Origin of the sequence: Bacillus mycoides, assembly GCF_000832605.1 — a bacterium.
Classification (GTDB): domain Bacteria; phylum Bacillota; class Bacilli; order Bacillales; family Bacillaceae_G; genus Bacillus_A; species Bacillus_A mycoides.
Window position 1 is genome coordinate 2,336,394 of record NZ_CP009692.1, and the last position, 21,597, is coordinate 2,357,990.

The window sequence follows — 21,597 nt, forward strand, 5'->3', positions numbered from 1 at the left end:
TGTTTTTTATTTATATGATAAAATGTTAGAAAATTAAGAAAGAAGGTGAGTGAATTGAAAATTAATCATCTTAATTTAACAGTTACAGATGTAACAGCTGCTAGAGAATTTTTAGAAAAGTATTTTGGTTTAACTTGTGGTGGAACAACGGGAAATGGCTTCGCAGTTATGCGTGATAATGATGGGTTTATATTAACCTTAATGAAGGGAAAAGAAGTTCATTATCCAAAAACATTTCATGTAGGATTTCCACAAAAAAATGAAGAACAAGTTAATAAAATTAATCAAAGATTGAAGAAAGACGGATTTTCAGTCGAACCGCCTAAACATGCACATGCGTATACGTTTTATGTCGAAGCACCTGGAGGATATACAATTGAAGTGATGTGCTGATTAAAAATCAAACTTTTTGTTAAGAGTTTTCAATTTTAAAAGTAGGAAAAGTCTGTTTTAAGGGTGGAGCTTAAACAGGCTTTTTTACCTATATAATTGGATAGAAAATGCTAGAAGGAATATTACCAAGTTATATATATGTTTACATAATAAAGTTAAGGTGCGTTCGTTGTCCTAAAATACAAGTCATATATCTTGTTTCCTCTCATAAATTTAAACATAGGAATTTGTCTACAAAGGTGGCGAAGCCTCATCATGAAAATTCGAATTTGTGCCACGTTCATGCTGTTTCTATTTATATGTTTACCTTTTTCAGTTTTTGCAAAAGGAGAGGAGGCAAAGGAAAGGGTCGTTTCACTTGTATATGATGATTCGGGCAGCATGAGAAATAACGATCGCTGGAAGTATGCCAATTACGCCTTGCAAAGTTTAGTTGCGCTATTAGATGAGAAAGATAAATTTTCTTACGTTCCAATGAGTAAGCCGGATGCTCCATTAAACATTTCATTAACAAAGGATCAAAGGCAAACAGAAATTGAGGGGATTGGGGCGTGGAAAACATATTTAAATACTCCATTTAGCGCAGTAGAAACGGCGATGCAATCTATAAAAAAGGAAGCAGATATAGATGGGAAACGTGAATTTTGGCTTATTGTATTAACTGACGGGGCATTTAATGATTTGGAGAAAGATAAGATTGGCGGAAAAGAACAAATTACACAGAAGTTAGCGCAGTTTAAGAAAGAAATGGATTCGAAAAAGATCTCTTTACATCCAGTTTTAATCACGATGGAAGAGGATTTAGGGCAGCAAGAGAAGCTGCAGTTAAATACGTTTAAAGAGATTTGGAAAAAAGAAATGAATGGAGTTGTCATGCCGTCTAGCGGTGAGGATGGTATTGTACAAAGTGTGAATCAAGTGGCAGCATTAGTTGCAAATCGTGATCCATTTTCTTCTGTTGAGTCGATTGTCAAAACGAAAATAGTAGGGAAAAAAGTAGAGATTACAACACCGTTTCCATTAAAGCGTATGACGCTTGTACGACAATCACCTTCTTTGTCTAATTATAAAGTTATGCAACTTTCCAAACCGTTACAATTGCAGTCTTCTTTTTCTATACATGCACCAGGAGAAGCTAAATTATTCGGAAATATAGTGCATGTAAGTACAGCGAACCAGGAAGTGATTAAGCCAGGGACATATACGATAGAAGTGGATCAGGACATTGAGAAAGAGGGATTACAAGTACTTGTTGAACCAGCGCTTAATTATACTGTTTCTACGTACGACAAAGATGATAAAGATAGAAAAAATGTTGAGAAAATGTATGAAGGTGTGACAGCTGTTATTGAAGCGAAACCTACTGAATTACCAATTCAAACTTCTTATTTCGAAGCAGAAGTAGAAATAGATGGAAAGCAGTATCCGATGAAGTGGGATGATAAAAGACATGTGTTTTATTACGAGACACAGGTTGGTAAAGCGTTAGTACGCGGGAAAGTCCATATGAATATAAAGGGATTTTATAGACAGACGAAAGAATTCAAGATTGAACCAGCTGAAAAACCAAAATTAACACTTCAAGCTGTTACGAAAGATTATGAAGAAAAGGTAACAAATTTAGAAAATAGTAAACCATTTATTTTACAGCCCCAGTTAAATGGTAAACCGATGACAGAAGAGGCTGTAAAGAAACTATTAAAATCTACTGGTGTCACATCGAATCAATCGATCAACTATGAATTAAAACAGCATGGTAGTCAAGTTTATGTTTATCCTCGACCTTATTACTCCGACACATTCAATTTTACAGATACCGGCACCGTAGAGGCTACCATCACGATCAATGATTCAACATTACAAGAAGTAAAGGAAAAGATCGTACTGCACATTGAAAATGCGCCGTTTTTTGAGAAGTATGCGCTCATTTTTAAATTTGTAATTCCTATCACTTTATTACTTTTAATAGTAGGAATTATTATTTTAGGATGGATTGTTCGTCCGAGATTTCATAGGAAAGCATTACTATATTACGAATGGGATCAAGAAGTAGCGAAAGATTGGCTTTATCAATCTGAACCAGAGTTACTTAAAAATAAATGGTGGAAGCACTATTTTGGCATTCCATTCCGAGCAGAAAGAAAGACTGTGCAATCTGTAACATTAATAGCGAAAAAAGGATCGAAATCTATATTTGTAGCGAAAGAATCGCAAGTGGTTGGGATGATTATTGATGGGATGTTTATAACAGAGGAAGAGGTAGGAATGGAGCATAAGACGTTGTATCCAAATGAACTTTTAGTAATTGATAGAGGATATGGTAAGGAGATTTACCGGTACGAATGTGAATAGTAGATAGGGTGTAAGAGGGGCGGAGGAGGCCCGGCTCTCTTTATTCTTCTTTTCAAACAAGCAAGAATAGGAAGGTGGTTCACATGACATTACAAGTTCCAACAATTTTAATTGGCTTAGGTGGAATCGGTAGTACTGTCACACATCAAATATATGAAAGATTACCTGAGGAGCGTCGTAAAAAGGTAGCGATGCATGTATTTGATACAGATGTGAATACATTGAGTAAATTTGATCATATTCGGAAGTTTAAGACGCAAACGAGCTCGAGTAAAACACCGAGAGAGTATATTGCGGGAGATCCAACGATTCCAGAGTGGTTTCCGATGGACCCGACTATACTTGATAAACCGTTAACAGAAGGGGCTGGACAGTTACGCGTCATTTCACGGTTAGCGTTACGTGCTGCGATGAAAGAAGATAAACTCACATCGTTTTGGCAAGAAATCGAGAAGATTTTTCCAGTTACAAGTGATCAGACGGAATATGGTGTACGTGTCATTATTGTAACATCACTAGCCGGCGGAACAGGCTCAGGGATGTTTTTACAAATCGCATTATATTTGCGTGAGATGCTCCGGAAGAAATTGCAGCATCATAACATTTTAATTCGCGGTGCGTTTTTAATGCCAGATGTTTTAGTTAAGACGAGAACGGTTAGTGCGAAAGAGTTTGAAACTGTGCAAGCGAATGGTTATGCATCGTTAAAAGAGTTGCACGCTATTACGCTTGGATCGACTGGTGAATTATCAAAACGAGGCGGCGTAACGATTGAATTAGAATATCGTCCTGATCAAGTGGATGAGGACGGAAGAACAAACCATACGATAAAGCAGCATCATTTACCGTACAATTATTGTTTCTTATATGATTATGAAAATTTACATGGGCACCATTTGCACAATTTATCGGATTATATGGAGCAAATGGCAAATACGATTTATTTACAGTTATTTAGTCCAATGTCTGCAAATCATTTTGCACAAGAAGATAATCAAATTCAGCAATTGGCAGAATCGAGTGGGAAAGGGAGATATTGCGGAGCAGGAACGGCAAAACTTATTTATCCGTATGAGCACGTTTTGAAATACTGTGCTTTAAAATGGGCGGTGCAAGGTTTAGATGAATCTTGGCTTCATTTAGATCAACTGTTTCAAGAAAAAAAGCAAAGATACGACCAAGATGTCAAACGTGGTATGCAGCGTGAAAAGCCAGAGCGCGGGAAAAGTTATTTAGAAGACTTAGAGCATCTTGCTACTCGGCCAGAACAAGCTCATATTTTTTATAGACAAATGTACCATGAAACACGTGAGGGGGCAGAGGGTGGTAAGCTCGGTGTTGCAAAATCAAAATTGTTTTTAGATGCTGTAGAGAGTTACGTACACCGTACAGTGCAAAAAGATGAGGAATTAAACCGCCTGCAGCATGAGTGCAAAATATCGGCTGCGAAGCTTAAAATGATGGAACAAATGAAGGGGGAAGTAGCGAGAGTTGATCATGCGGTTCGTTTATATGCTTATGCCATTCCGAGCCGTGTACATGAGCATGTTACTACCCTTTTATATGACATGATCGAATCAGACCGCTTTACACCGAGTGGCTCAGAAGGACAGTCTTACCAATTAAATACATGGTTTTTAAAGAAAACGGATCCAGTTCATCCAGTTGCAGCACGTTTTATGCTGTATGAAATTCGTAAGCAGTTAGTAGAGAAGATGAATCGACTACATGAAAATAATGAACAAAAGCGTAATTTAATTCAAAACTACGATAAGAAATTTAATGTGAGTAATATTGATGGAACTGTAACGGCTGTTCGCCGCGTTGAAATTGCGCAGCAACAAGGCTGGTTTGGAAAAATGATTAATAATCAGCAGCGTTTGTTTAAAAAAGAATTTGAAGATATTGTAACGCAGTACGTACACAAATTAAGTGAGTATCGTAAAGAAATGTTGTTAGAACTCGTGTATCAATCGCTATACCAAGCAGTTGATAAAATGATTCAATATTGGGAAAGATTCTTTGATAATTTATACGAAACACGTGAAAATTTATTGTTTGAAATCCAAAAGCGAAGCAAGGAATTTGAGGGGAAAACGAACCCGACGAATGTATACGTATTAGCTGAAGAGAAATTGCAAGAAAAGATTTGGCAAGATATGCAGCAACATTTAAATTTAGGTGTATTACCGAAAGATATATCGTCCGAAATTTATATGAGCTTGTACGGGGAATATTGTCGTGATGCGAAAGCCGAAGAAATTCAGTCGAAAAAGGTGGAAGACTTCTATCGTGAACATATATTGAGTTATTGTTATGACGAACTTCAAGTGCGCTATCGTGACAAATTAGAGCTTAATATCGTTGAAGCATTGCGAAAAGAAGCAGATTTCAAGAAGCGTGATCGTGATGAATACGTTCGTGAAAAAATTGAAGATCTTTTCCATTTAGCAAGTCCGTTCGTTCCGAAAGTTTCTCATCATAGAGAATTACAATATTGGGGCGTACATCCATCTTTAAAACAAGAATTGCAAGAAGAGTTATTGCAAGAAATGTTTAAAGAAAAAGATACGGTAAACGAGGCGTTTTCACCATTTGAAGTGATTTGTTATCGTGCTCATTACGGATTATCGCTACAAGATTTTCCTAAGCTTTCATCTGGACATATTGCGAATGGTTTTATGAACGATAAAGGTGATTATTTTCAATCGTATTATCGCCGCGTGAACAAATTAAATAGTAAAAAATCTAGTTTGACGCCGCATTTAGATAAATATTGGCACTTACCAGCCTTTATGCCAGACTTGAATGCAACGCAAACGAAGTTAGATTACGACAAATGTAATCGTGCTCTTCTATACGCGTATATGTATCGCTGGATTAGCTTAGTTGCTGTTGATGGACAATTCGTGTATCAATATAATGGTGTTGGCCGTAGCTTTTTAATTCAGTCGATGGGGAAAAATATTTCAAGTGAAAGTTATAAGTTGCACAGAGCATTGCTTCATAATCCGTTTATTTATGAAAACATCTTGTCACGATTTGAAGAAGAACAAGAAAAGGCAATGATACAAGGTGGACATTTATATACACATGCATTTGTATTAGGCGCTCAAGATATAAGATGGCTCCGTAAAGAGCATGTTCATAATATTTTAGATATGATTTTAATGTATGACCGTGAGGCAAAATATGACCCGACGTTAGAAGAAACATCTGACGATTTGTTAAGGCTATTCCTTGATGAAATTGAGCTGTATTTCCAAAACTATTACGGAACAGGTGCAGATATGGTTGCGAAGAAAGAGAAAGAGATGTTTATGAAACAATTGTGGGATCGTTCGTATGCGAAAGGGTATGTGGATCCAAATAGTGCGCCTTATAAAAAATGGCAAAATATATTACATGTTCCCGATGAAGAAGAAGTGCCAAAAACGAATGTATAATGAGTGAAAAGGGAATCCTTAAGAATGACAATACAACTTTAGAAATGAGGGATTCCGATGCCATTTTTAGGAAGCGTATATCAAATATTTGGATTATATCCAGAAATTTATTATGGAATGATTTCAGCAGAGCTGCAAGAAGAAGCTCAAAAGGAACATATCGATAATAATAGTACAGAAATTGAAGCGGAAGAATAAAGCGCAGATGAACATCTGCGCTTTTTTTATTGTCTTAAGTGAAAATACTGTTTGTAATTTGCAGGAAAGTTAATTGCTCTAATAAGATGGATAGTTATTTCTGTATAACAAATCGACTGATTTTATCATGTTTGCATACGGGGATTACATTGAGTTAAATGTATAAAAATGAATTTTGGAATAATGAAAATTGTATTAAAATGGGAATCAGCAGTGTTCGTGAGTGGTATCGTATATTTTGGAATGCTATTTTATTTATAATTATTCAATTCGGGTGAATTAATTATATTGTTGACAATATAATTAATCCTGTGATAAATTCAATCAATCTTCTAAAAACAAGCCTGTTAACAAGCTTGTTTTTAGAAGATTGATTTTTCTGATTTTAAATTATGTAATTTGTGGAGTCTATATAGGGAGTGAAAGTAAAGCATGAATATTATTAATGTGTAATAGCAACAGTAATAAAGATTGTAATGAGTAAGGGATAATTTTGAAAAAGAGGTTTCTACGAATGAGTTTATTTATAAAGAAAGCAATGAATGAAGAAAAGAAAAAAGTGTTAAAGCAAACTTTAGGAGCAATTGATTTAACGCTTTTAGGAATTGGAGCAATTATTGGTACAGGTATTTTCGTATTAACAGGTATTGTAGCTGCGAAACATGCTGGTCCAGCAATTGTATTATCTTTTATGTTAGCTGCAATTGTATGTGCTTGTGTAGCCTTTTGTTATGCTGAATTTGCATCTACAGTCCCGGTCTCAGGAAGTGTGTATTCGTATACGTATATGACATTAGGTGAGATTTTTGCTTTTATAGTTGGCTGGTGTGTCATGTTAGAGTACTTATTAGCTACTTCTGCGGTGGCGGCGGGATGGTCAGCCTATTTTCAGTCATTGCTACTAGGGTTTAATATTCATATTCCGGCAATCATTGCTTCTGCACCAGGGATGGGGAATGGCGGGATTATCGACTTGCCAGCGGTTATTATTATTTTAATTGTTACATTTTTACTAAGTCGTGGTGTGAAAGAAAGTGCACGTATAAATAATATAATGGTTATTATTAAACTGGCTGTTATTTTAGTATTTATTATTGTAGGAGCAAACTATGTAAAGCCAGAGAATTGGCAGCCGTTTCTTCCTTTTGGATACCATGGTGTTATTGGAGGAGCTGCTACTGTATTTTTTGCCTTTTTAGGTTTCGATGCAGTTGCAACAGCAGCAGAGGAAGTGAAACGCCCACAACGTAACGTTCCAATTGGATTACTTGTCTCTTTATGCATTTGTACAATTCTTTATGTTGGTGTTTCATTCGTGTTAACTGGAATGGTTCCATTTACGGATCTGAATGTAGCTGATCCAGTTGCATATGCACTGCGTATTGTAGGAGAGGATAGAATTGCTGGTCTATTATCAGTTGGAGCGATAGCTGGTTTAACAACAGTTCTGTTAGTTGCTATGTTCGCATTTGTTCGAGTATCATACTCGATGAGCCGAGATGGATTGTTACCAAAAAGATTTTCGAGTGTTCATAAACGTTATCAAACACCATTTTTTAATACATGGATTACGGGTATTCTTGCGGCTGTATTAGCAGGTTTATTGGACTTGAATTTGTTGGCAAATTTAGTGAATGTGGGAACGATAACAGCTTTCATATTTGTATCTATAGCTGTAATTGTATTAAGGAAGACACATCCTAATTTGAAAAGACCGTTCCGTGCTCCGTTAGTTCCATTCTTACCTATACTTGCGATAGTAAGTTGTTTATATTTAGCATTAAATCTTTCTAAAACCACTTTAATCAGTTTTGCAATTTGGGTTATTGTAGGTATTTTTATTTATTTTATATACGCGAAAAAACATAGTAAGATTAGAAATAGAGTATAAGGTATTACAATTATGGCTGTAGGCTAAAGTTTTTTTACCTATAGCCATTTTTATTTGTGCGCACCTTATTTTCGTGTTAACATAAAGCGGATTTTTTAAGGGAGAGAAAGAGATGAAATGGATTTATTTTATTATTATCAACGTTATAGCATTTAGTATGATGGGGCTTGATAAGCGAAAAGCAAAGAAAAAGCAGTGGAGAACGCCAGAAAGTACGTTGTTTTTATCAGCTGCAGCTGGAGGAGCGGTTGGAGCTTGGATTGGTATGTATATGTTTCATCATAAGACACATAAAAGTAAATTTGTCTTCGGTATTCCAGTGCTCGTTATTATAACAGTAGGAGTGTTTTTATACATATAAAGGATTTGCAAGAGGAATGTCGAAAGAAATGCAGATTGAATATTGGTAAAGTAAGCATGTGAGACTTTATAATGAAGAAAAAAAGAGAAGAGGAGAAAAAGGAAGATGGGGAGTCAAACAGCAGAGCAAAAGCAGGGGATTATATATGCAGCAGGTGCGTATACGATGTGGGGAGTCCTTCCGATTTATTGGAAATGGGTGGAGGAAGTACCGGCAGATGAAATATTAGCGCATCGCATCGTTTGGGCATTTGTTTTTATGTTGTTAGTTTTAGGAGTAACGAAGAGGTTTCGTCAGTTTGGTGGGGAGTTAGTGGCCCTTTTTAAACGACCTAAATTATTAATGTCATTAACAATTGCTTCGGTACTTATTAGTGGAAACTGGTTTGTATACATATGGGCCGTAAATCATAACCATGTAATCGAAGCAAGTCTTGGGTATTATATTAATCCACTTATAAGTATTTTACTTGGTACAGTTGTTTTAAAAGAGAAGCTTAATTTTTGGCAATATGTTGCGGTTGGTTTAGCTGGATTGGGCGTTGTTATTTTAACGATACGTTTCGGATCAATTCCATGGGTTTCTCTTTCACTTGCTTTTTCATTTGGATTATATGGATTAACAAAAAAATTATTAAATTATGATGCAACAATTGGGCTTACGATGGAAACGATGTTAGTGACGCCATTTGCACTTATATATTTGTTTATGACAGGAGTTCATGGCTTTGGTTCGTTCGGTTCTATTTCGGCAATATCAACGTTTCTTTTAATAGGGGCAGGTATTGTTACAGCGTTACCACTCTTTTATTTTGCTAAAGGAGCACAACTTATTCCGCTCTATATGATAGGATTTTTACAATACATCGCGCCGACTATTAGTTTAATTTTAGGTGTGTTCGTTTTTGGTGAACATTTCACATCTACTCATATGATTGCGTTTTTCTGTATATGGATTGCTTTATTTGTCTTTTCAATGGCGAAAACAAAGTTTCTACTACAGAAGCAACCAAAATTTATTAAAAATAAATCAGCAAAAGTATCATAATGCGTAGTATTTTCTACGCATTTTTCTTTATACTTATATTATATAGAAATTCCATTATAGTCAGTGAGGAGCTGAAAAACATGGAAACAATTTTACATAACGATCCACTTATAGCAGCTATAATTTCTTGGTTTTTAGCACAGTTAACGAAAGTCGTTTTTAAATTAATAAAAACAGGCGAGTTTGATTTTGCTAAGTTCTTTGCTTCAGGTGGAATGCCAAGTTCGCATGCTTCGACTGTTACTGCACTTGCTACAGGTGTCGGAGTGGTGGAAGGTGTGGAGAGTCCAATATTTGCGGTTGCCGCTATTTTTGCCATTATTGTTATGTACGATGCTTCAGGAGTAAGGCTTGCGGTAAGTAAGCAAGCGAAAATATTGAATGATTTTTTTCATGGTAGACAAACAGAATATAAAAAGTTAAATGAGCTCGTTGGACATACACCGTATCAAGTTGTTGTTGGTGCACTATTAGGAATTGTTGTCGGGGTTGGGTATTGTTTGTAAGCAGAATGTGTGTAATGCACGTTCTGCTTTTCTTTGTTTTCATACATATTAAGATGAGTTTTCGAATATCGTATACGGACTTAGAAAGGGTGGGTGAGCGGTGTGCTACTATATGACAAAGTGCATGAGGAGATAGAGCGGAGAACGACTGCACTTCAAACGATGCAAAGGCAAGACGGAACGTGGCAATTTTGTTTTGAAGGAGCTTTGCTAACGGATTGTCACATGATTTTTTTACTCAAATTATTAGGGCGAAATGACGAAATAGAACCGTTTGTGAAAAGGTTAGTATCTCTTCAAACAAATGAAGGGACTTGGAAATTATACGAAGATGAAAAGGGAGGGAATTTATCCGCGACGATTCAAGCATATGCTGCTTTACTTGCTTCGGAAAGATATTCGAAAGAAGCTATGAATATGAGGCGAGCTGAAATGTTTATTAAGGAACACGGGGGAGTTTCTCGTGCTCATTTTATGACGAAATTTTTATTAGCGATTCATGGAGAATATGAATTTCCTGCGCTTTTTCACTTTCCAACGCCAATCTTATTTTTACAAGATGACTCCCCCCTCAGTATATTTGGGCTAAGCAGCTCAGCGCGTATACATTTAATTCCGATGATGATTTGTATGAATAAGAGATTCCGTGTAGAGAAAAAGTTATTGCCAAATTTAAATCATATTGCAGGCGGGGGTGGGCAATGGTTTCGAGAGGAGCGGTCTCCGCTGTTTCAATCGTTTTTAGGTGATGTGAAAAAGGTAATATCTTATCCATTATCGTTACATCATAAAGGATACGAAGAAGTAGAGCGCTTTATGAAGGAGCGTATAGATGAAAATGGAACATTATATAGTTACGCCAGTGCTACGTTTTATATGATTTATGCTTTGCTTGCATTAGGACACTCTATTCAGTCTCCAATTATTGAGAAAGCTGTGACAGGATTAAAATCTTATATATGGAAGATGGACAGAGGAAGTCATTTGCAAAATTCTCCTTCTACCGTATGGGATACCGCTTTACTTAGCTATTCATTGCAAGAAGCTAAAGTTACAAATGAAAATAAGATGATTCAAAGGGCGACGGAGTATTTATTGCAAAAACAACAAACTAAAAAGGTAGATTGGAGCGTACATGCATCATCACTTGTAGCTGGCGGTTGGGGATTTTCAGATGTTAATACGACGATCCCTGATATAGACGATACTACAGCTGCCCTTAGAGCGTTAGCGCGAAGTAGAGGGAATGATAGAGTAGATGATGCGTGGGGAAGAGGCGTGGAATGGGTGAAAGGATTGCAAAACAATGATGGAGGCTGGGGAGCTTTTGAACGAGGGGTAACGAGCAAGTTACTATCGAATTTGCCGATTGAAAATGCGAGTGATATGATAACCGATCCGTCCACACCAGATATTACAGGTAGGGTGTTAGAATTATTCGGAACGTATGCACCGAATGAGTTGCTTGAAGAGCAAAAAAAGAAAGCTATCAAATGGTTAATGGATGTACAGGAACAGAATGGATCATGGTATGGAAAATGGGGGATATGTTATATATATGGGACATGGGCAACGATGACAGGCTTACGTGCATTAGGAGTGCCTTCTACTCATCCAGCGTTGAAAAAAGCCGCTTCATGGCTCGAACATTTGCAGCATGAAGACGGAGGGTGGGGAGAATCCTGTCAAAGTAGTGTAGAGAAAAAATTTATTTCTTTACCTTTTAGTACGCCGTCACAAACAGCGTGGGCACTTGATGCACTCATTTCTTACTACGATCAAGAAACACCGATTATTCGAAAAGGAATTTCATATTTGCTCGCGCAGTCTACTATGAATGAAAAATATCCTACTGGTACAGGGTTACCGGGGGGCTTTTATATTCGCTATCATAGTTATGGACATATATATCCGTTACTTGCTTTAGCGCACTACGTAAAGAAATATAGAAAATAAACCGAGAGATACTCTCGGTTTATTTTGATGGGTAGTAGGTCCCTGTTGAAAAGAATAAGGAACGTTGTAGTTCCTTATTTTTCTGTTGATTGGCGTTTTTGACGTGCATCAGCGGCATTTGCACGTGCGTTTGCTTCTAAGTCATTGTGGTCAGCGAGTTCGCGAGCGAACTCAACATCAATGCCATCGGCAGCTTTGTTTCGATCTACATTCTTTTTTTTCATTCGAAACAATCTCCTTGTGTTTTATGCGGCGTTGCAAAGTTAGTTTGACACAAATAGACTTTTTTATACAAAGAGGATTTGGAAAGCATAGAGCCGAAATATACAATATAACTAATAGAAATGGGGGATAGGGATGGACTTGTTGAATGGGAAAACAGCTGTTGTAACGGGTGCTGCGCAGGGGATTGGAAAAGAAATCGCACGAGTTTTTGCAAAACTAGGGGCCAAAGTATTAATTAGTGATGTAAATGAAGAGAAGCTACAAAAAACGACACGTGAATTATCAGATGAAGGGTATGATGTGAGTTTATATCGATGTGATGTGAGTAATCAAAATGAAGCGAAGTCGTTAATTGAATATGCGGTGCAAAAATTTGGTACATTACATATTTTAGTGAATAACGCTGGAATTACAAAAGATGCAATGTTACATAAGATGGAGAAATCAGCTTGGGAACAAGTATTACAAGTGAACTTAACTGGCGTTTTTTACTGTATGCAGCCAGCGCTTCTTTATATGAGGCAACAAGGGTATGGGCGGATTATTAATATTTCTTCTATTAGTAGGGAAGGAAATATTGGACAAGCAAATTATGCGGCTACAAAAGCAGGGGTTGTAGGTTTAACAAAAACAGCAGCGAAAGAGGTTGGAAGTTTTGGTATTACGTGTAATGCGATTTGTCCAGGATTTATGGATACTGATATGACAAAAACAATACCGGATAAAGTAAAAGAGAAAATGGTTGGAGCGATTCCAGTTGGAAGAATCGGAACGCCGGAAGATATTGCAAACGCAGCTGCCTTTTTAGCATCAGAGTATGCGTCTTACATTACAGGAGAGGTATTAAATGTGAGCGGTGGGTTGCAAGTGTAAATGAATACATAATGAAAAGAACCTGACCGAGTAGGTCAGGTTCTTTCTCGTTAATTTAAGTTAATCCAAACGCTCTTCACTTCTGTATAGTTGTTCAGCGCGTAAGATCCCATTTCGCGGCCAAGACCGGATTGTTTAAATCCTCCAAATGGAGATGCTGCATCAAAGACGTTATAACAGTTTACCCATACAGTACCAGCACGTACTTTACTTGCAACATAGTGTGCTGTTTTAACATTTTCTGTCCACACACCAGCCGCTAAGCCGAATTGTGATTTATTTGCACGTTCAATCACTTCATCAATATCGTTAAAAGGTATTGCAGAAATAACTGGACCGAAAATTTCTTCTTTTGCGATCGTCATTTCGTCATTTACGTCAGCGAATACTGTAGGAGAAACGAAGTAGCCTTGATCGAATGGATTACTTCCTCCGCAAAGTACTTCAGCGCCTTCTTCAATCCCTTTTTCAATGTAGCTCATTACACGTTTTTGTTGTTCTTCGGAAACGAGAGGACCGATTGTTGTTTCAGGGTTAAGGCCGGCACCTTGATTTAGTTTTTTAGAATAGAGGACGAGATCAGCCATGACATTATCATACATTTTCTTTGGGATAAATAAGCGTGATCCAGCAGAGCATACTTGTCCTTGGTTAAACATAACACCAGAAAGTGCACCAGGAATCGCGCGAGATAAGTCGGCGTCTGGTAAAATAATGTTCGGTGATTTACCGCCAAGCTCTAAAGTAACACGTTTCAATGATTCAGATGCTTGTCGCATAATTTGTTTACCGACTGGAGTAGAACCAGTAAATGCAATTTTATCAACGAGTGGATGATTAACAAGTGCTTGTCCAGCTGATTCACCGAATCCAGGAACGATATTAATAACACCTTTCGGGAATCCAGCTTCTTCAATTAATTCAGCTAAGTATAGAGCGGATAGTGGAGTTTGTTCTGCAGGTTTTAAAACGATTGTACATCCTGTAGCAAGCGCAGCTCCCATTTTCCACATTGCCATAAGAAGTGGGAAGTTCCAAGGGATAATTTGACCGACGACACCAACAGCCTCATGGCGTGTATAGTTAAAGTAATCACCGGAAACAGGAATTGTTTGACCAACAATTTTCGTCGCCCAGCCAGCATAATAGCGCATATGCTCAATTGCAAGTGGTATGTCTGCCGCCATTGTTTCACGGATTGGCTTTCCGTTATCTAACGTTTCGAGCTGTGCGAGCTCTTCTTTATGCTCTTCCATTAAATCAGCGAGCTTGTACATAAGACGGCTGCGTTCAGCAGTGCTCATGCGTGACCAAGGACCTTCATCGAAAGCCATTCGAGCAGCTACCACAGCTTTATGAATGTCTTCGCGACCAGCTTCAGCAACGATAGCGAGTGTTTCACCAGTTGCTGGGTTAGGAGTTTTAAATGTTTTTCCGGAAGCGCTTTCAATGAACGCTCCGTTCACATATAGTTTCTTTGTGCCCTGAAGAAATTTCTCTACCTTTTCATGAAGATTTACAGCTAGTTGACTCATTGTATAACCCCCTTGAAAATATAATTTAAACGCAGTACGAGACGGCGTTTATTCCGAAATCAAGGATGTGGGAACTAGATGAAAAGCCTCTACTTAAAATCATAAATAAAAAATGCTGAAAATTCAAATTTCATTTTCGTTACAATTGTAAAAAATATGTAATGAAACATTGTATTCTATATAATTACAAAAAATCCTGCGCGTTTTTGTTTTCTAGTAGGAAAAACTAGAAAAACAGTGGTACAATTATACATCGTGAGAGGAGGGGGAAAATGAAGAATTATCATGATGATCCGCGCTTTCGAGTTGCCCATAGAGAAGCGTTAATTGGTCTTGGATTAGCTATTATTAATTTTATAATATGGTATGGATTTGCTTATGGGCTTGGAAGTAAGGATCCGAGTGAATATACATATGTATTAGGTTTTCCAGCATGGTTTTTTTATAGCTGTATCGTTGGATTTATCGTAATGGTTATTTTGCTTATTTTAGTTGTTCGTTTTTTATTTCAAGATATTTCACTCGATGAGGAAGAAAAAGTGAGGAATGATAGATGAATTGGTATGTAATAATCCCAATGATAATTTCTTTTATCGTTGTGTTTTTAATTGGTGTATATGCATCAAGACGTGTACAAGCAACCGCTAATAATAAATTTTTACAAGAATATTTTCTTGGTGGGCGTGAACTTGGTGGCTTATTATTAGCTATGACGATGATTGCTACGTACGGTAGTGCAAGTAGCTTTATCGGCGGGCCTGGTATTGCTTACAATATGGGTCTTGGATGGGTGCTGTTATCAGCGATTCAAGTTGTAACAGGATATATCGTTTTAACGGTTATTGGTAAAAAGTTTGCTATTATCGCTAGAAAGATGGAAGCAATTACGCTTATTGATTATTTAAAGGGCAGATACAATAATAAAGCGGTAGTTGTTCTTTCTGCGTTATGTATTATAATCTTTTTGTTCTCAGCAACAGTAGCCCAGTGGGTTGGCGGCGGACGATTAATTGAGTCGCTAACAGGACTTTCCTACACAACGGCACTATTTTTATTTACATTTTCTGTACTTGTGTATGTGTTAATTGGTGGATTTCGTGCAGTCGCTTTATCAGATACGTTATTAGGAATCATTATGTTAGTCGGAACAACAATCATTTTAATTGCTACTGTCATTGCTGGTGGCGGAGTTGAAAAGATTATGCAGGAACTTATTCAAATTAATCCGAATCTAATAACACCGTTCGGAGCGGATGGAAGTTTAACGAAATCATATGTCACATCATTTTGGATTTTAATTGGGATTGGTGTCGTGGGATTACCGCAAATTAGTGTGCGTGCTATGTCTTATAAAAATTCAAAAGCTATGCACCAAGCATTAATCATTGGAACGGTTGTCGTCGGTACAATTATGATTGGTATGCATTTAACAGGTGTGTTTGCAAGAGTAGTCCTTCCAGGCATAACGGTACCAGATAAAGTAATGCCGCTACTCGCAATGGAAGTGTTGCCACCTTGGTTAGCTGGAGTTTTCTTAGCTGCACCAATGGCAGCGATAATGTCTACTGTGAACTCATTATTATTACTTGTAAGTTCGTCAATTATTAAAGATATATATGTGAACTACATAAATAAAGATGCCGCGGATAGTACGATAAAGAAAGGTAGCCTATTGATTACTGGTATCGTAGGATTACTCGTATATGCTGCCGCTATTAAGCCACCAGACTTTTTAATTTGGTTAAATTTATTTTCTTTCGGTGGTTTAGAAGCAGCGTTCATTTGGCCGATTGTGTTAGGTTTATATTGGAAAAAAGGAAATGCAACTGGAGCTCTCGCATCTATTTTAGTTGGAGTAGGTTCCTATATGTTTATTCACCTTTGCTACCCTAATCCATTCGGTATACATACAGTTGTTTTCCCGATTTGCTTTGCATTTATCTCTTATATAATTGGTAGTATGGTTACGATGAAAAAAGTAGCATAAAAATATAGAAAAACGTAGGAACTTCTAATATGAAGTTCCTACGTTTTTTGTTTATACAAAATTTATCTTTTTCATTCTGTATTCCGTCATGTATTCATAAAGTAATAACAATTGATGGGATGGAGTTGAGGTCTATGAAAAAAATATTATTTTTAGGAGACCCAGGAATTGATGACTCTTTAGCAATTATGTATGGATTATTGCATCCTGATATTGATATTGTTGGAGTAGTAACAGGATATGGGAATGTAACGCAGGAAAAGGCGACGAGTAATGCGGCGTATTTATTGCAAATGGCGGGCCGGGAAGATATACCTGTTATTAATGGAGCGAAAATTCCTTTATCTGGGGATTTTGTAACATATTATCCGGAAATTCATGGGGTAGACGGTTTGGGACCTATTAAGCCTCCTAAAAATTTTTCTCCCAATATTAAACCTTTTTGTGCATTTTTCGATATCATTGAAAAATATAAAGGAGAACTAATAATTGTTGATGCCGGCAGATCAACAACATTAGCGACGGCATTTATTTTAGAAAAACCAATGATGAAGTATGTGAAAGAATATTATATAATGGGCGGAGCTTTTTTAATGCCCGGAAATGTTACACCGGTCGCGGAAGCCAATTTTCATGGTGACCCAATTGCATCACAATTAGTTATGAAAAATGCGAAAAATGTGACATTAATACCGCTTAACGTTACATCAGAAGCGATTATTACACCGGAGATGGTGAAATACATTACGAAACATTCTAAAACGAATTTCAAGAAATTAATAGAACCGATTTTCGATTATTATTATAAAGCTTATAAAAATCTGAATTCTAAAATAACAGGGAGCCCAGTGCATGATGTAGTAACGATGATGGTAGCGGCAAATCCATCTCTTTTAGATTACGTGTATCGTCGTGTTGATGTAGATACGGTTGGAGTTGCGAAAGGGGAAAGTATCGCTGATTTTCGCCCGCAACCTGAAGCAAAAGCGTTGAAAAATTGGGTTAAAATTGGCTGGTCTTTACATTATAAAAAGTTTCTAGAGGATTTTGTGAAAATTATGACGTAGACATAATAGTAGCATACAAGTTAAAATAATGGAGATGATTGTTTAAATAATCATCTCCATTATTTTGTTTTTAAGGGATAAATAGAGAAGAGTTACACAATAGGAGAGGAATTTTACTTGAAAAAAACTATAGTATGCGCAGTGATTGTGGGTATTTTTGTTTTGCTGATATCAGGTAACTTTTTAGTGAAAAAAGTGTGGAGTTCAAATAATGATGATGCGCAGTACATAGCATCCTTTATTGAAGAACATAAAGATGAAAAGAATAGTGCACTTTTAATAAAAAGAAATGATAAAGTCGTGTATTCTGTAAATCCGGATGTTGTATTGCCAGTTGCTAGTACGATGAAGTTAATTGTGGCGCTTGAATATACGAAACAAGTTACAGAGGGGAAAATCGATCCGTCTAGTTTCGTTTCAATTAATGATGTGAATCGTTATTATGTGCCGGGTACAGATGGTGGTGCACAAGATAGATGGCAAAATTATTTGCAAAAAAAAGAAAAGATAACTGAAGGAGCGGTTTCTTTAGAAGAAGTTGCAAAAGGAATGGTTAAATTTAGTTCTAATGCAAATACTGAATATTTAATGGAGGTATTAGGATTAGACAATATTAATCGGAATTTACAAAGTTTAGCACTTCCTGCACATCAACCGCTATTTCCGATTGTTTCATCTTTATACATTCCGGGATATTTGCATAAAGAATTACATGTTCCAAAATATAAAATAGAGAAAAAGTTAAAAGAAATGTCTCAAGAGCAATATCGTGAATATGCTATGATTATTCATGAACGCTTAAAAAAGAAGGGACCATTATTACAGAAGGAAATTCCTCTGTATTTAGAGGAACGTTACGACAAAATTTGGTCGGATAGATTGCCGGCTGCTTCCGCTAACGATTATATGGTACTGCTTCAAAAGGCAAATCATCAAGGTGGTCTTACAGAAGCGGAAGAAAAAGTGTGGGCGAATATCGTTGAAACAGATATGAGCGCAAAGAAATATCGTAAAACATTCAGACATGCTGGACAAAAGAATGGTTATACACCATGGACGGTAACAAAAGCAGTTTATGCAATGGATAAACGCGGAAACTGTACAGAAATTGTTTTCTTGGCAAATAATTTAAATGAAGATGACAGTGCTGAAATACGTAAACATTTAGCAAATCTACACTTTCAAGTGTTGCAAAGTGATAAGTATGATGCGACTTTTATTAAATAAACTCGGTGCTATGAGCGCCGAGTTTATTTTTATGTACAAGCACTTTTTCACCATCCTTGGGTATGATGGGTAGTAACACTTAGGCGAAAGGGGAAAAGGTGATGAAACAGAGTAAAGAAGAGTTTATTAAGAATGAAGGCGCTGATTTCCCTGGGAAAACATATGTAGATTGTGTATTACAGCACGTATTTAATTTTCAGCGTAATTATTTATTAAAAGATATGTTTCAAGTGCATAGGGCACATATTACTATGTTAACTGAAGAGAAGTTAATGAAAAGAGAAGAAGCAAAAGTTATATTAAGCGCACTTAAAAAAGTAGAGGGGATTCCAAAGGAGAAGTTGCTATATACAGAGCAACATGAAGATCTTTTTTTCTTAGTTGAACATTTGCTTTCTCAAGAAGCAAAGTGTGAATTTGTAAGTAATATGCATATCGGTAGAAGTAGAAATGATATGGGTGTAACGATGTATCGCATGAGTTTACGACAATTTGTATTGCGGTTAATGGAACATCATTTATTGCTGCAAGAAAGTATGCTGGAGCTCGCCGGTGAACATATGGAAACAATTATGCCCGCGTATACACATACACAACCGGCGCAGCCGACAACATTTGGTCATTATATTTTGGCAATTTATGATACGATGCAACGAGATTTAGAAAGAATGAAAAAAGCGTATCATCTTTTAAATCATTCTCCAATGGGGGCAGCTGCGCTTTCTACAACAAGCTTCCCAATTAAGAGAAAACGAGTGGCACAGTTACTTGGGTTTACAAATGTAATTGAGAACTCATATGATGCTGTTGCTGGAGCAGATTATTTATTAGAAGTTAGCTCGTTACTAATGGTTATTATGACGAATACGAGTAGATGGATTCATGATTTTTTACTATTAGCGACGAAAGAATATGATGGGATTACTGTAGCGAAGCCATATGTGCAAATAAGTAGTATTATGCCGCAAAAACGAAATCCTGTTTCAATAGAACATGCCCGTGCTATTACGAGTAGTGCTTTAGGGGAAGCATTTACTGTATTTCAAATGATTCATAATACACCATTTGGTGATATTGTCGATACGGAGGATGACTTGCAGCCGTATTTATATAAAGGAATCGAAAAGGCAATTCGTGTTTTTTGTATGATGAACGCAGTTATTCGAACGATGAAAGTAGAAGAGGAAACGTTAAAAAGTCGTTCATATAAACACGCGATTACGATTACAGATTTCGCAGATGTTTTAACAAAAAACTATGAAATACCATTTCGGCATGCACATCATGCAGCAAGTGCGATTGCGAATATGTCATTGGAGCAGAAAAAGGAGTTACATGAATTAAATTTCAAAGACATAAATGTATACTTACAAGAAAATTTGAAAGTAAATTTATTAGAAGAAGAGTGGAAAGAAATTATATCACCAGAAGCTTTTATTCAAAAAAGAAATGTATATGGTGGACCGAGTAAAAAAGAGATGGAGCGTATGATTAAAAATCGAAAAGAGTCATTTCAAAAAGAAGAAGAGGTATTTGAAAAGGAAAAACAAAGAATTTTACAAGCTGAAAATGATTTGAATACGTTAGCTTCGAACATTATTGAATCGTAAAAGATGGATTTAATGAATTAATCGCCAATACTTAATTTAAATATAAATCGAGGGAAGAGATTGTCGATGATTCAATTACATGTATATGAAGAGATTCTTAATTTTAAAGAAGAGGTTACACCATTTTTAGAGAAGAATGAGCAGGAAAATAATCTCATATTAGGTGTATTACAAATGGTCCAAGAACCGATATTTATAGGAGTAGCAAAACAAGAGGAAGAAATTGCAGGTGTATTTCTTCAAACAGAAGAAAAGAAACAAATAATTGTTGCTACGTCTGAGATTTCGGCAGTAGCTATTAAGGAACTTGCAAAAGAGTTAACGAAAGTATATCCACATATTCCTGGATTGATTGGTAATAAAAAAATCGTACAGAAATTAGCGGAAGAGATTGCAGTGTTAGAGAATAAGAAAACTAATGTTGCAATGGAGCAAGGTATATATGAATTAAAACAAGTAAAGAAAAAGTGGAACGGAGATGGAATCTTTCGAGAAGTAAGTAGTGATGAGCTAACATTAATAGAGCAGTGGATATATCAATTTTGCGAAGATGTGAAGCTTCCTACTACGAAAGAAGAAGCGAAACAAACTGCTCATACATTAATTACTAATCGTCGTCTATTTGGTTTAGAAGTAGACGGGAAGATTGTTTCTGTAGCTGCAAAAACGAGACCGACTACAAACAATATAACAGTTAATTTTGTATATACACCGAAAGAAGCTCGGAAAAAAGGGTACGCATCTAGTTGTGTCGCTGCACTTAGTCAACGTATGTTAGATGAAGGCTACAAAACAACGACATTATATACGGACCTGGCAAATCCGACATCAAATAAAATTTATCAAGAAATTGGTTATGAGAAGATTATGGAGTCTGTACTTATATTTTTAGAGAAATAGAATGAAAAGGCACGCTATTATAG

General features: G+C 36.5%; 18 protein-coding genes. 16 read left to right on the forward strand and 2 right to left on the reverse strand.

All coding sequences use genetic code 11. The features are described 5' to 3' along the window. Nucleotides 1–54 precede the first annotated feature (54 nt). From BG05_RS14020 to BG05_RS14060, 9 genes are all read left to right on the forward strand, one after another. Nucleotides 55–393: a VOC family protein gene (locus BG05_RS14020; RefSeq protein ID WP_002185202.1), complete on the forward strand. Its 339-nt coding sequence runs from the start codon at nt 55–57 to the stop codon at nt 391–393. 255 nt (nt 394–648) lie between these two features. Then, nucleotides 649–2,745: a vWA domain-containing protein gene (locus BG05_RS14025; RefSeq protein ID WP_002128472.1), complete on the forward strand. Its 2,097-nt coding sequence runs from the start codon at nt 649–651 to the stop codon at nt 2,743–2,745. An 83-nt stretch (nt 2,746–2,828) separates the two neighbouring features. Further along, on the forward strand, nt 2,829–6,191 hold the full coding sequence (locus tag BG05_RS14030) for a tubulin-like doman-containing protein (protein WP_002087746.1): 3,363 nt from the start codon (nt 2,829–2,831) through the stop codon (nt 6,189–6,191). A 57-nt stretch (nt 6,192–6,248) separates the two neighbouring features. Then, nucleotides 6,249–6,389: a hypothetical protein gene (locus BG05_RS14035; protein ID WP_002128471.1), complete on the forward strand. Its 141-nt coding sequence runs from the start codon at nt 6,249–6,251 to the stop codon at nt 6,387–6,389. Between the two features lie 514 nt (nt 6,390–6,903). Next, the gene (locus BG05_RS14040; RefSeq protein WP_002128470.1) at nt 6,904–8,280 is read left to right on the forward strand and encodes a branched-chain amino acid transporter BcaP; all 1,377 of its coding nucleotides are present in this window, start codon (nt 6,904–6,906) and stop codon (nt 8,278–8,280) included. Between the two features lie 112 nt (nt 8,281–8,392). Next, nucleotides 8,393–8,641, forward strand: coding sequence for a DUF1294 domain-containing protein (locus tag BG05_RS14045; protein ID WP_000871335.1), 249 nt, complete (start codon nt 8,393–8,395; stop codon nt 8,639–8,641). Between the two features lie 105 nt (nt 8,642–8,746). Further along, nucleotides 8,747–9,688 (forward strand): EamA family transporter RarD, encoded by a 942-nt coding sequence (rarD, locus tag BG05_RS14050; RefSeq protein WP_002014350.1) that lies wholly within the window; start codon nt 8,747–8,749, stop codon nt 9,686–9,688. 80 nt (nt 9,689–9,768) lie between these two features. Beyond that, nucleotides 9,769–10,194 carry a divergent PAP2 family protein gene (locus BG05_RS14055; RefSeq protein WP_000447809.1) on the forward strand — a complete coding sequence of 142 codons (426 nt, stop codon included), beginning with the start codon at nt 9,769–9,771 and terminating at the stop codon, nt 10,192–10,194. Between the two features lie 102 nt (nt 10,195–10,296). Further along, entirely contained in the window at nt 10,297–12,150 is a 1,854-nt protein-coding gene (locus tag BG05_RS14060; protein ID WP_002185204.1) for a terpene cyclase/mutase family protein, read from the forward strand. Between the two features lie 74 nt (nt 12,151–12,224). On the opposite strand, the gene BG05_RS14065 is transcribed toward BG05_RS14060, so the two are convergent. Next, entirely contained in the window at nt 12,225–12,374 is a 150-nt protein-coding gene (locus tag BG05_RS14065; protein WP_002128468.1) for a YfhD family protein, read from the reverse strand. Between the two features lie 133 nt (nt 12,375–12,507). Here BG05_RS14065 and fabG point away from each other — a divergent pair, with 133 nt between their 5' ends. After that, entirely contained in the window at nt 12,508–13,248 is a 741-nt protein-coding gene (gene fabG, locus BG05_RS14070; protein ID WP_002128467.1) for a 3-oxoacyl-ACP reductase FabG, read from the forward strand. A 50-nt stretch (nt 13,249–13,298) separates the two neighbouring features. Here the strand turns inward: fabG and dhaS are convergent, their stop codons facing one another. Continuing rightward, a complete protein-coding gene (dhaS, locus tag BG05_RS14075; protein WP_002014355.1) occupies nt 13,299–14,783 on the reverse strand; it encodes an aldehyde dehydrogenase DhaS in 1,485 nt (494 codons plus the stop codon). Between the two features lie 272 nt (nt 14,784–15,055). Here dhaS and BG05_RS14080 point away from each other — a divergent pair, with 272 nt between their 5' ends. From BG05_RS14080 to BG05_RS14105, 6 genes are all read left to right on the forward strand, one after another. After that, a complete protein-coding gene (locus BG05_RS14080; protein WP_003190664.1) occupies nt 15,056–15,340 on the forward strand; it encodes a YhdT family protein in 285 nt (94 codons plus the stop codon). Further along, complete coding sequence (gene panF, locus BG05_RS14085; RefSeq protein ID WP_002087740.1) at nt 15,337–16,770, forward strand: sodium/pantothenate symporter; 1,434 nt, start codon at nt 15,337–15,339, stop codon at nt 16,768–16,770. Before BG05_RS14080 ends, panF begins: the two co-directional genes overlap by 4 nt. Nucleotides 16,771–16,904: 134 nt before the next feature. Further along, entirely contained in the window at nt 16,905–17,837 is a 933-nt protein-coding gene (locus BG05_RS14090; protein WP_003190666.1) for a nucleoside hydrolase, read from the forward strand. Nucleotides 17,838–17,954: 117 nt separating this feature from the next. Continuing rightward, nucleotides 17,955–19,064, forward strand: coding sequence for a serine hydrolase (locus BG05_RS14095; protein ID WP_002128464.1), 1,110 nt, complete (start codon nt 17,955–17,957; stop codon nt 19,062–19,064). Nucleotides 19,065–19,165: 101 nt separating this feature from the next. Further along, nucleotides 19,166–20,674, forward strand: coding sequence for an argininosuccinate lyase (argH, locus tag BG05_RS14100; RefSeq protein ID WP_002185207.1), 1,509 nt, complete (start codon nt 19,166–19,168; stop codon nt 20,672–20,674). 66 nt (nt 20,675–20,740) lie between these two features. Further along, nucleotides 20,741–21,574, forward strand: a complete 834-nt coding sequence (locus tag BG05_RS14105) for a GNAT family N-acetyltransferase (protein WP_003190669.1) — start codon at nt 20,741–20,743, stop codon at nt 21,572–21,574. Nucleotides 21,575–21,597: the final 23 nt, after the last annotated feature.

Bases quoted from the DNA above. Each gene is read 5' to 3' on its own strand.
- BG05_RS14025 (WP_002128472.1), top strand. From the start codon at position 649: ATGAAAATTCGAATTTGTGCCACGTTCATGCTGTTTCTATTTATATGT.
- BG05_RS14030 (WP_002087746.1), top strand. From the start codon at position 2,829: ATGACATTACAAGTTCCAACAATTTTAATTGGCTTAGGTGGAATCGGT.
- BG05_RS14035 (WP_002128471.1), top strand. From the start codon at position 6,249: ATGCCATTTTTAGGAAGCGTATATCAAATATTTGGATTATATCCAGAA.
- BG05_RS14040 (WP_002128470.1), top strand. From the start codon at position 6,904: ATGAGTTTATTTATAAAGAAAGCAATGAATGAAGAAAAGAAAAAAGTG.
- BG05_RS14045 (WP_000871335.1), top strand. From the start codon at position 8,393: ATGAAATGGATTTATTTTATTATTATCAACGTTATAGCATTTAGTATG.
- rarD (WP_002014350.1), top strand. From the start codon at position 8,747: ATGGGGAGTCAAACAGCAGAGCAAAAGCAGGGGATTATATATGCAGCA.
- BG05_RS14055 (WP_000447809.1), top strand. From the start codon at position 9,769: ATGGAAACAATTTTACATAACGATCCACTTATAGCAGCTATAATTTCT.
- BG05_RS14065 (WP_002128468.1), bottom strand. From the start codon at position 12,374: ATGAAAAAAAAGAATGTAGATCGAAACAAAGCTGCCGATGGCATTGAT.
- fabG (WP_002128467.1), top strand. From the start codon at position 12,508: ATGGACTTGTTGAATGGGAAAACAGCTGTTGTAACGGGTGCTGCGCAG.
- dhaS (WP_002014355.1), bottom strand. From the start codon at position 14,783: ATGAGTCAACTAGCTGTAAATCTTCATGAAAAGGTAGAGAAATTTCTT.
- BG05_RS14080 (WP_003190664.1), top strand. From the start codon at position 15,056: ATGAAGAATTATCATGATGATCCGCGCTTTCGAGTTGCCCATAGAGAA.
- panF (WP_002087740.1), top strand. From the start codon at position 15,337: ATGAATTGGTATGTAATAATCCCAATGATAATTTCTTTTATCGTTGTG.
- BG05_RS14090 (WP_003190666.1), top strand. From the start codon at position 16,905: ATGAAAAAAATATTATTTTTAGGAGACCCAGGAATTGATGACTCTTTA.
- argH (WP_002185207.1), top strand. From the start codon at position 19,166: ATGAAACAGAGTAAAGAAGAGTTTATTAAGAATGAAGGCGCTGATTTC.
- BG05_RS14105 (WP_003190669.1), top strand. From the start codon at position 20,741: ATGATTCAATTACATGTATATGAAGAGATTCTTAATTTTAAAGAAGAG.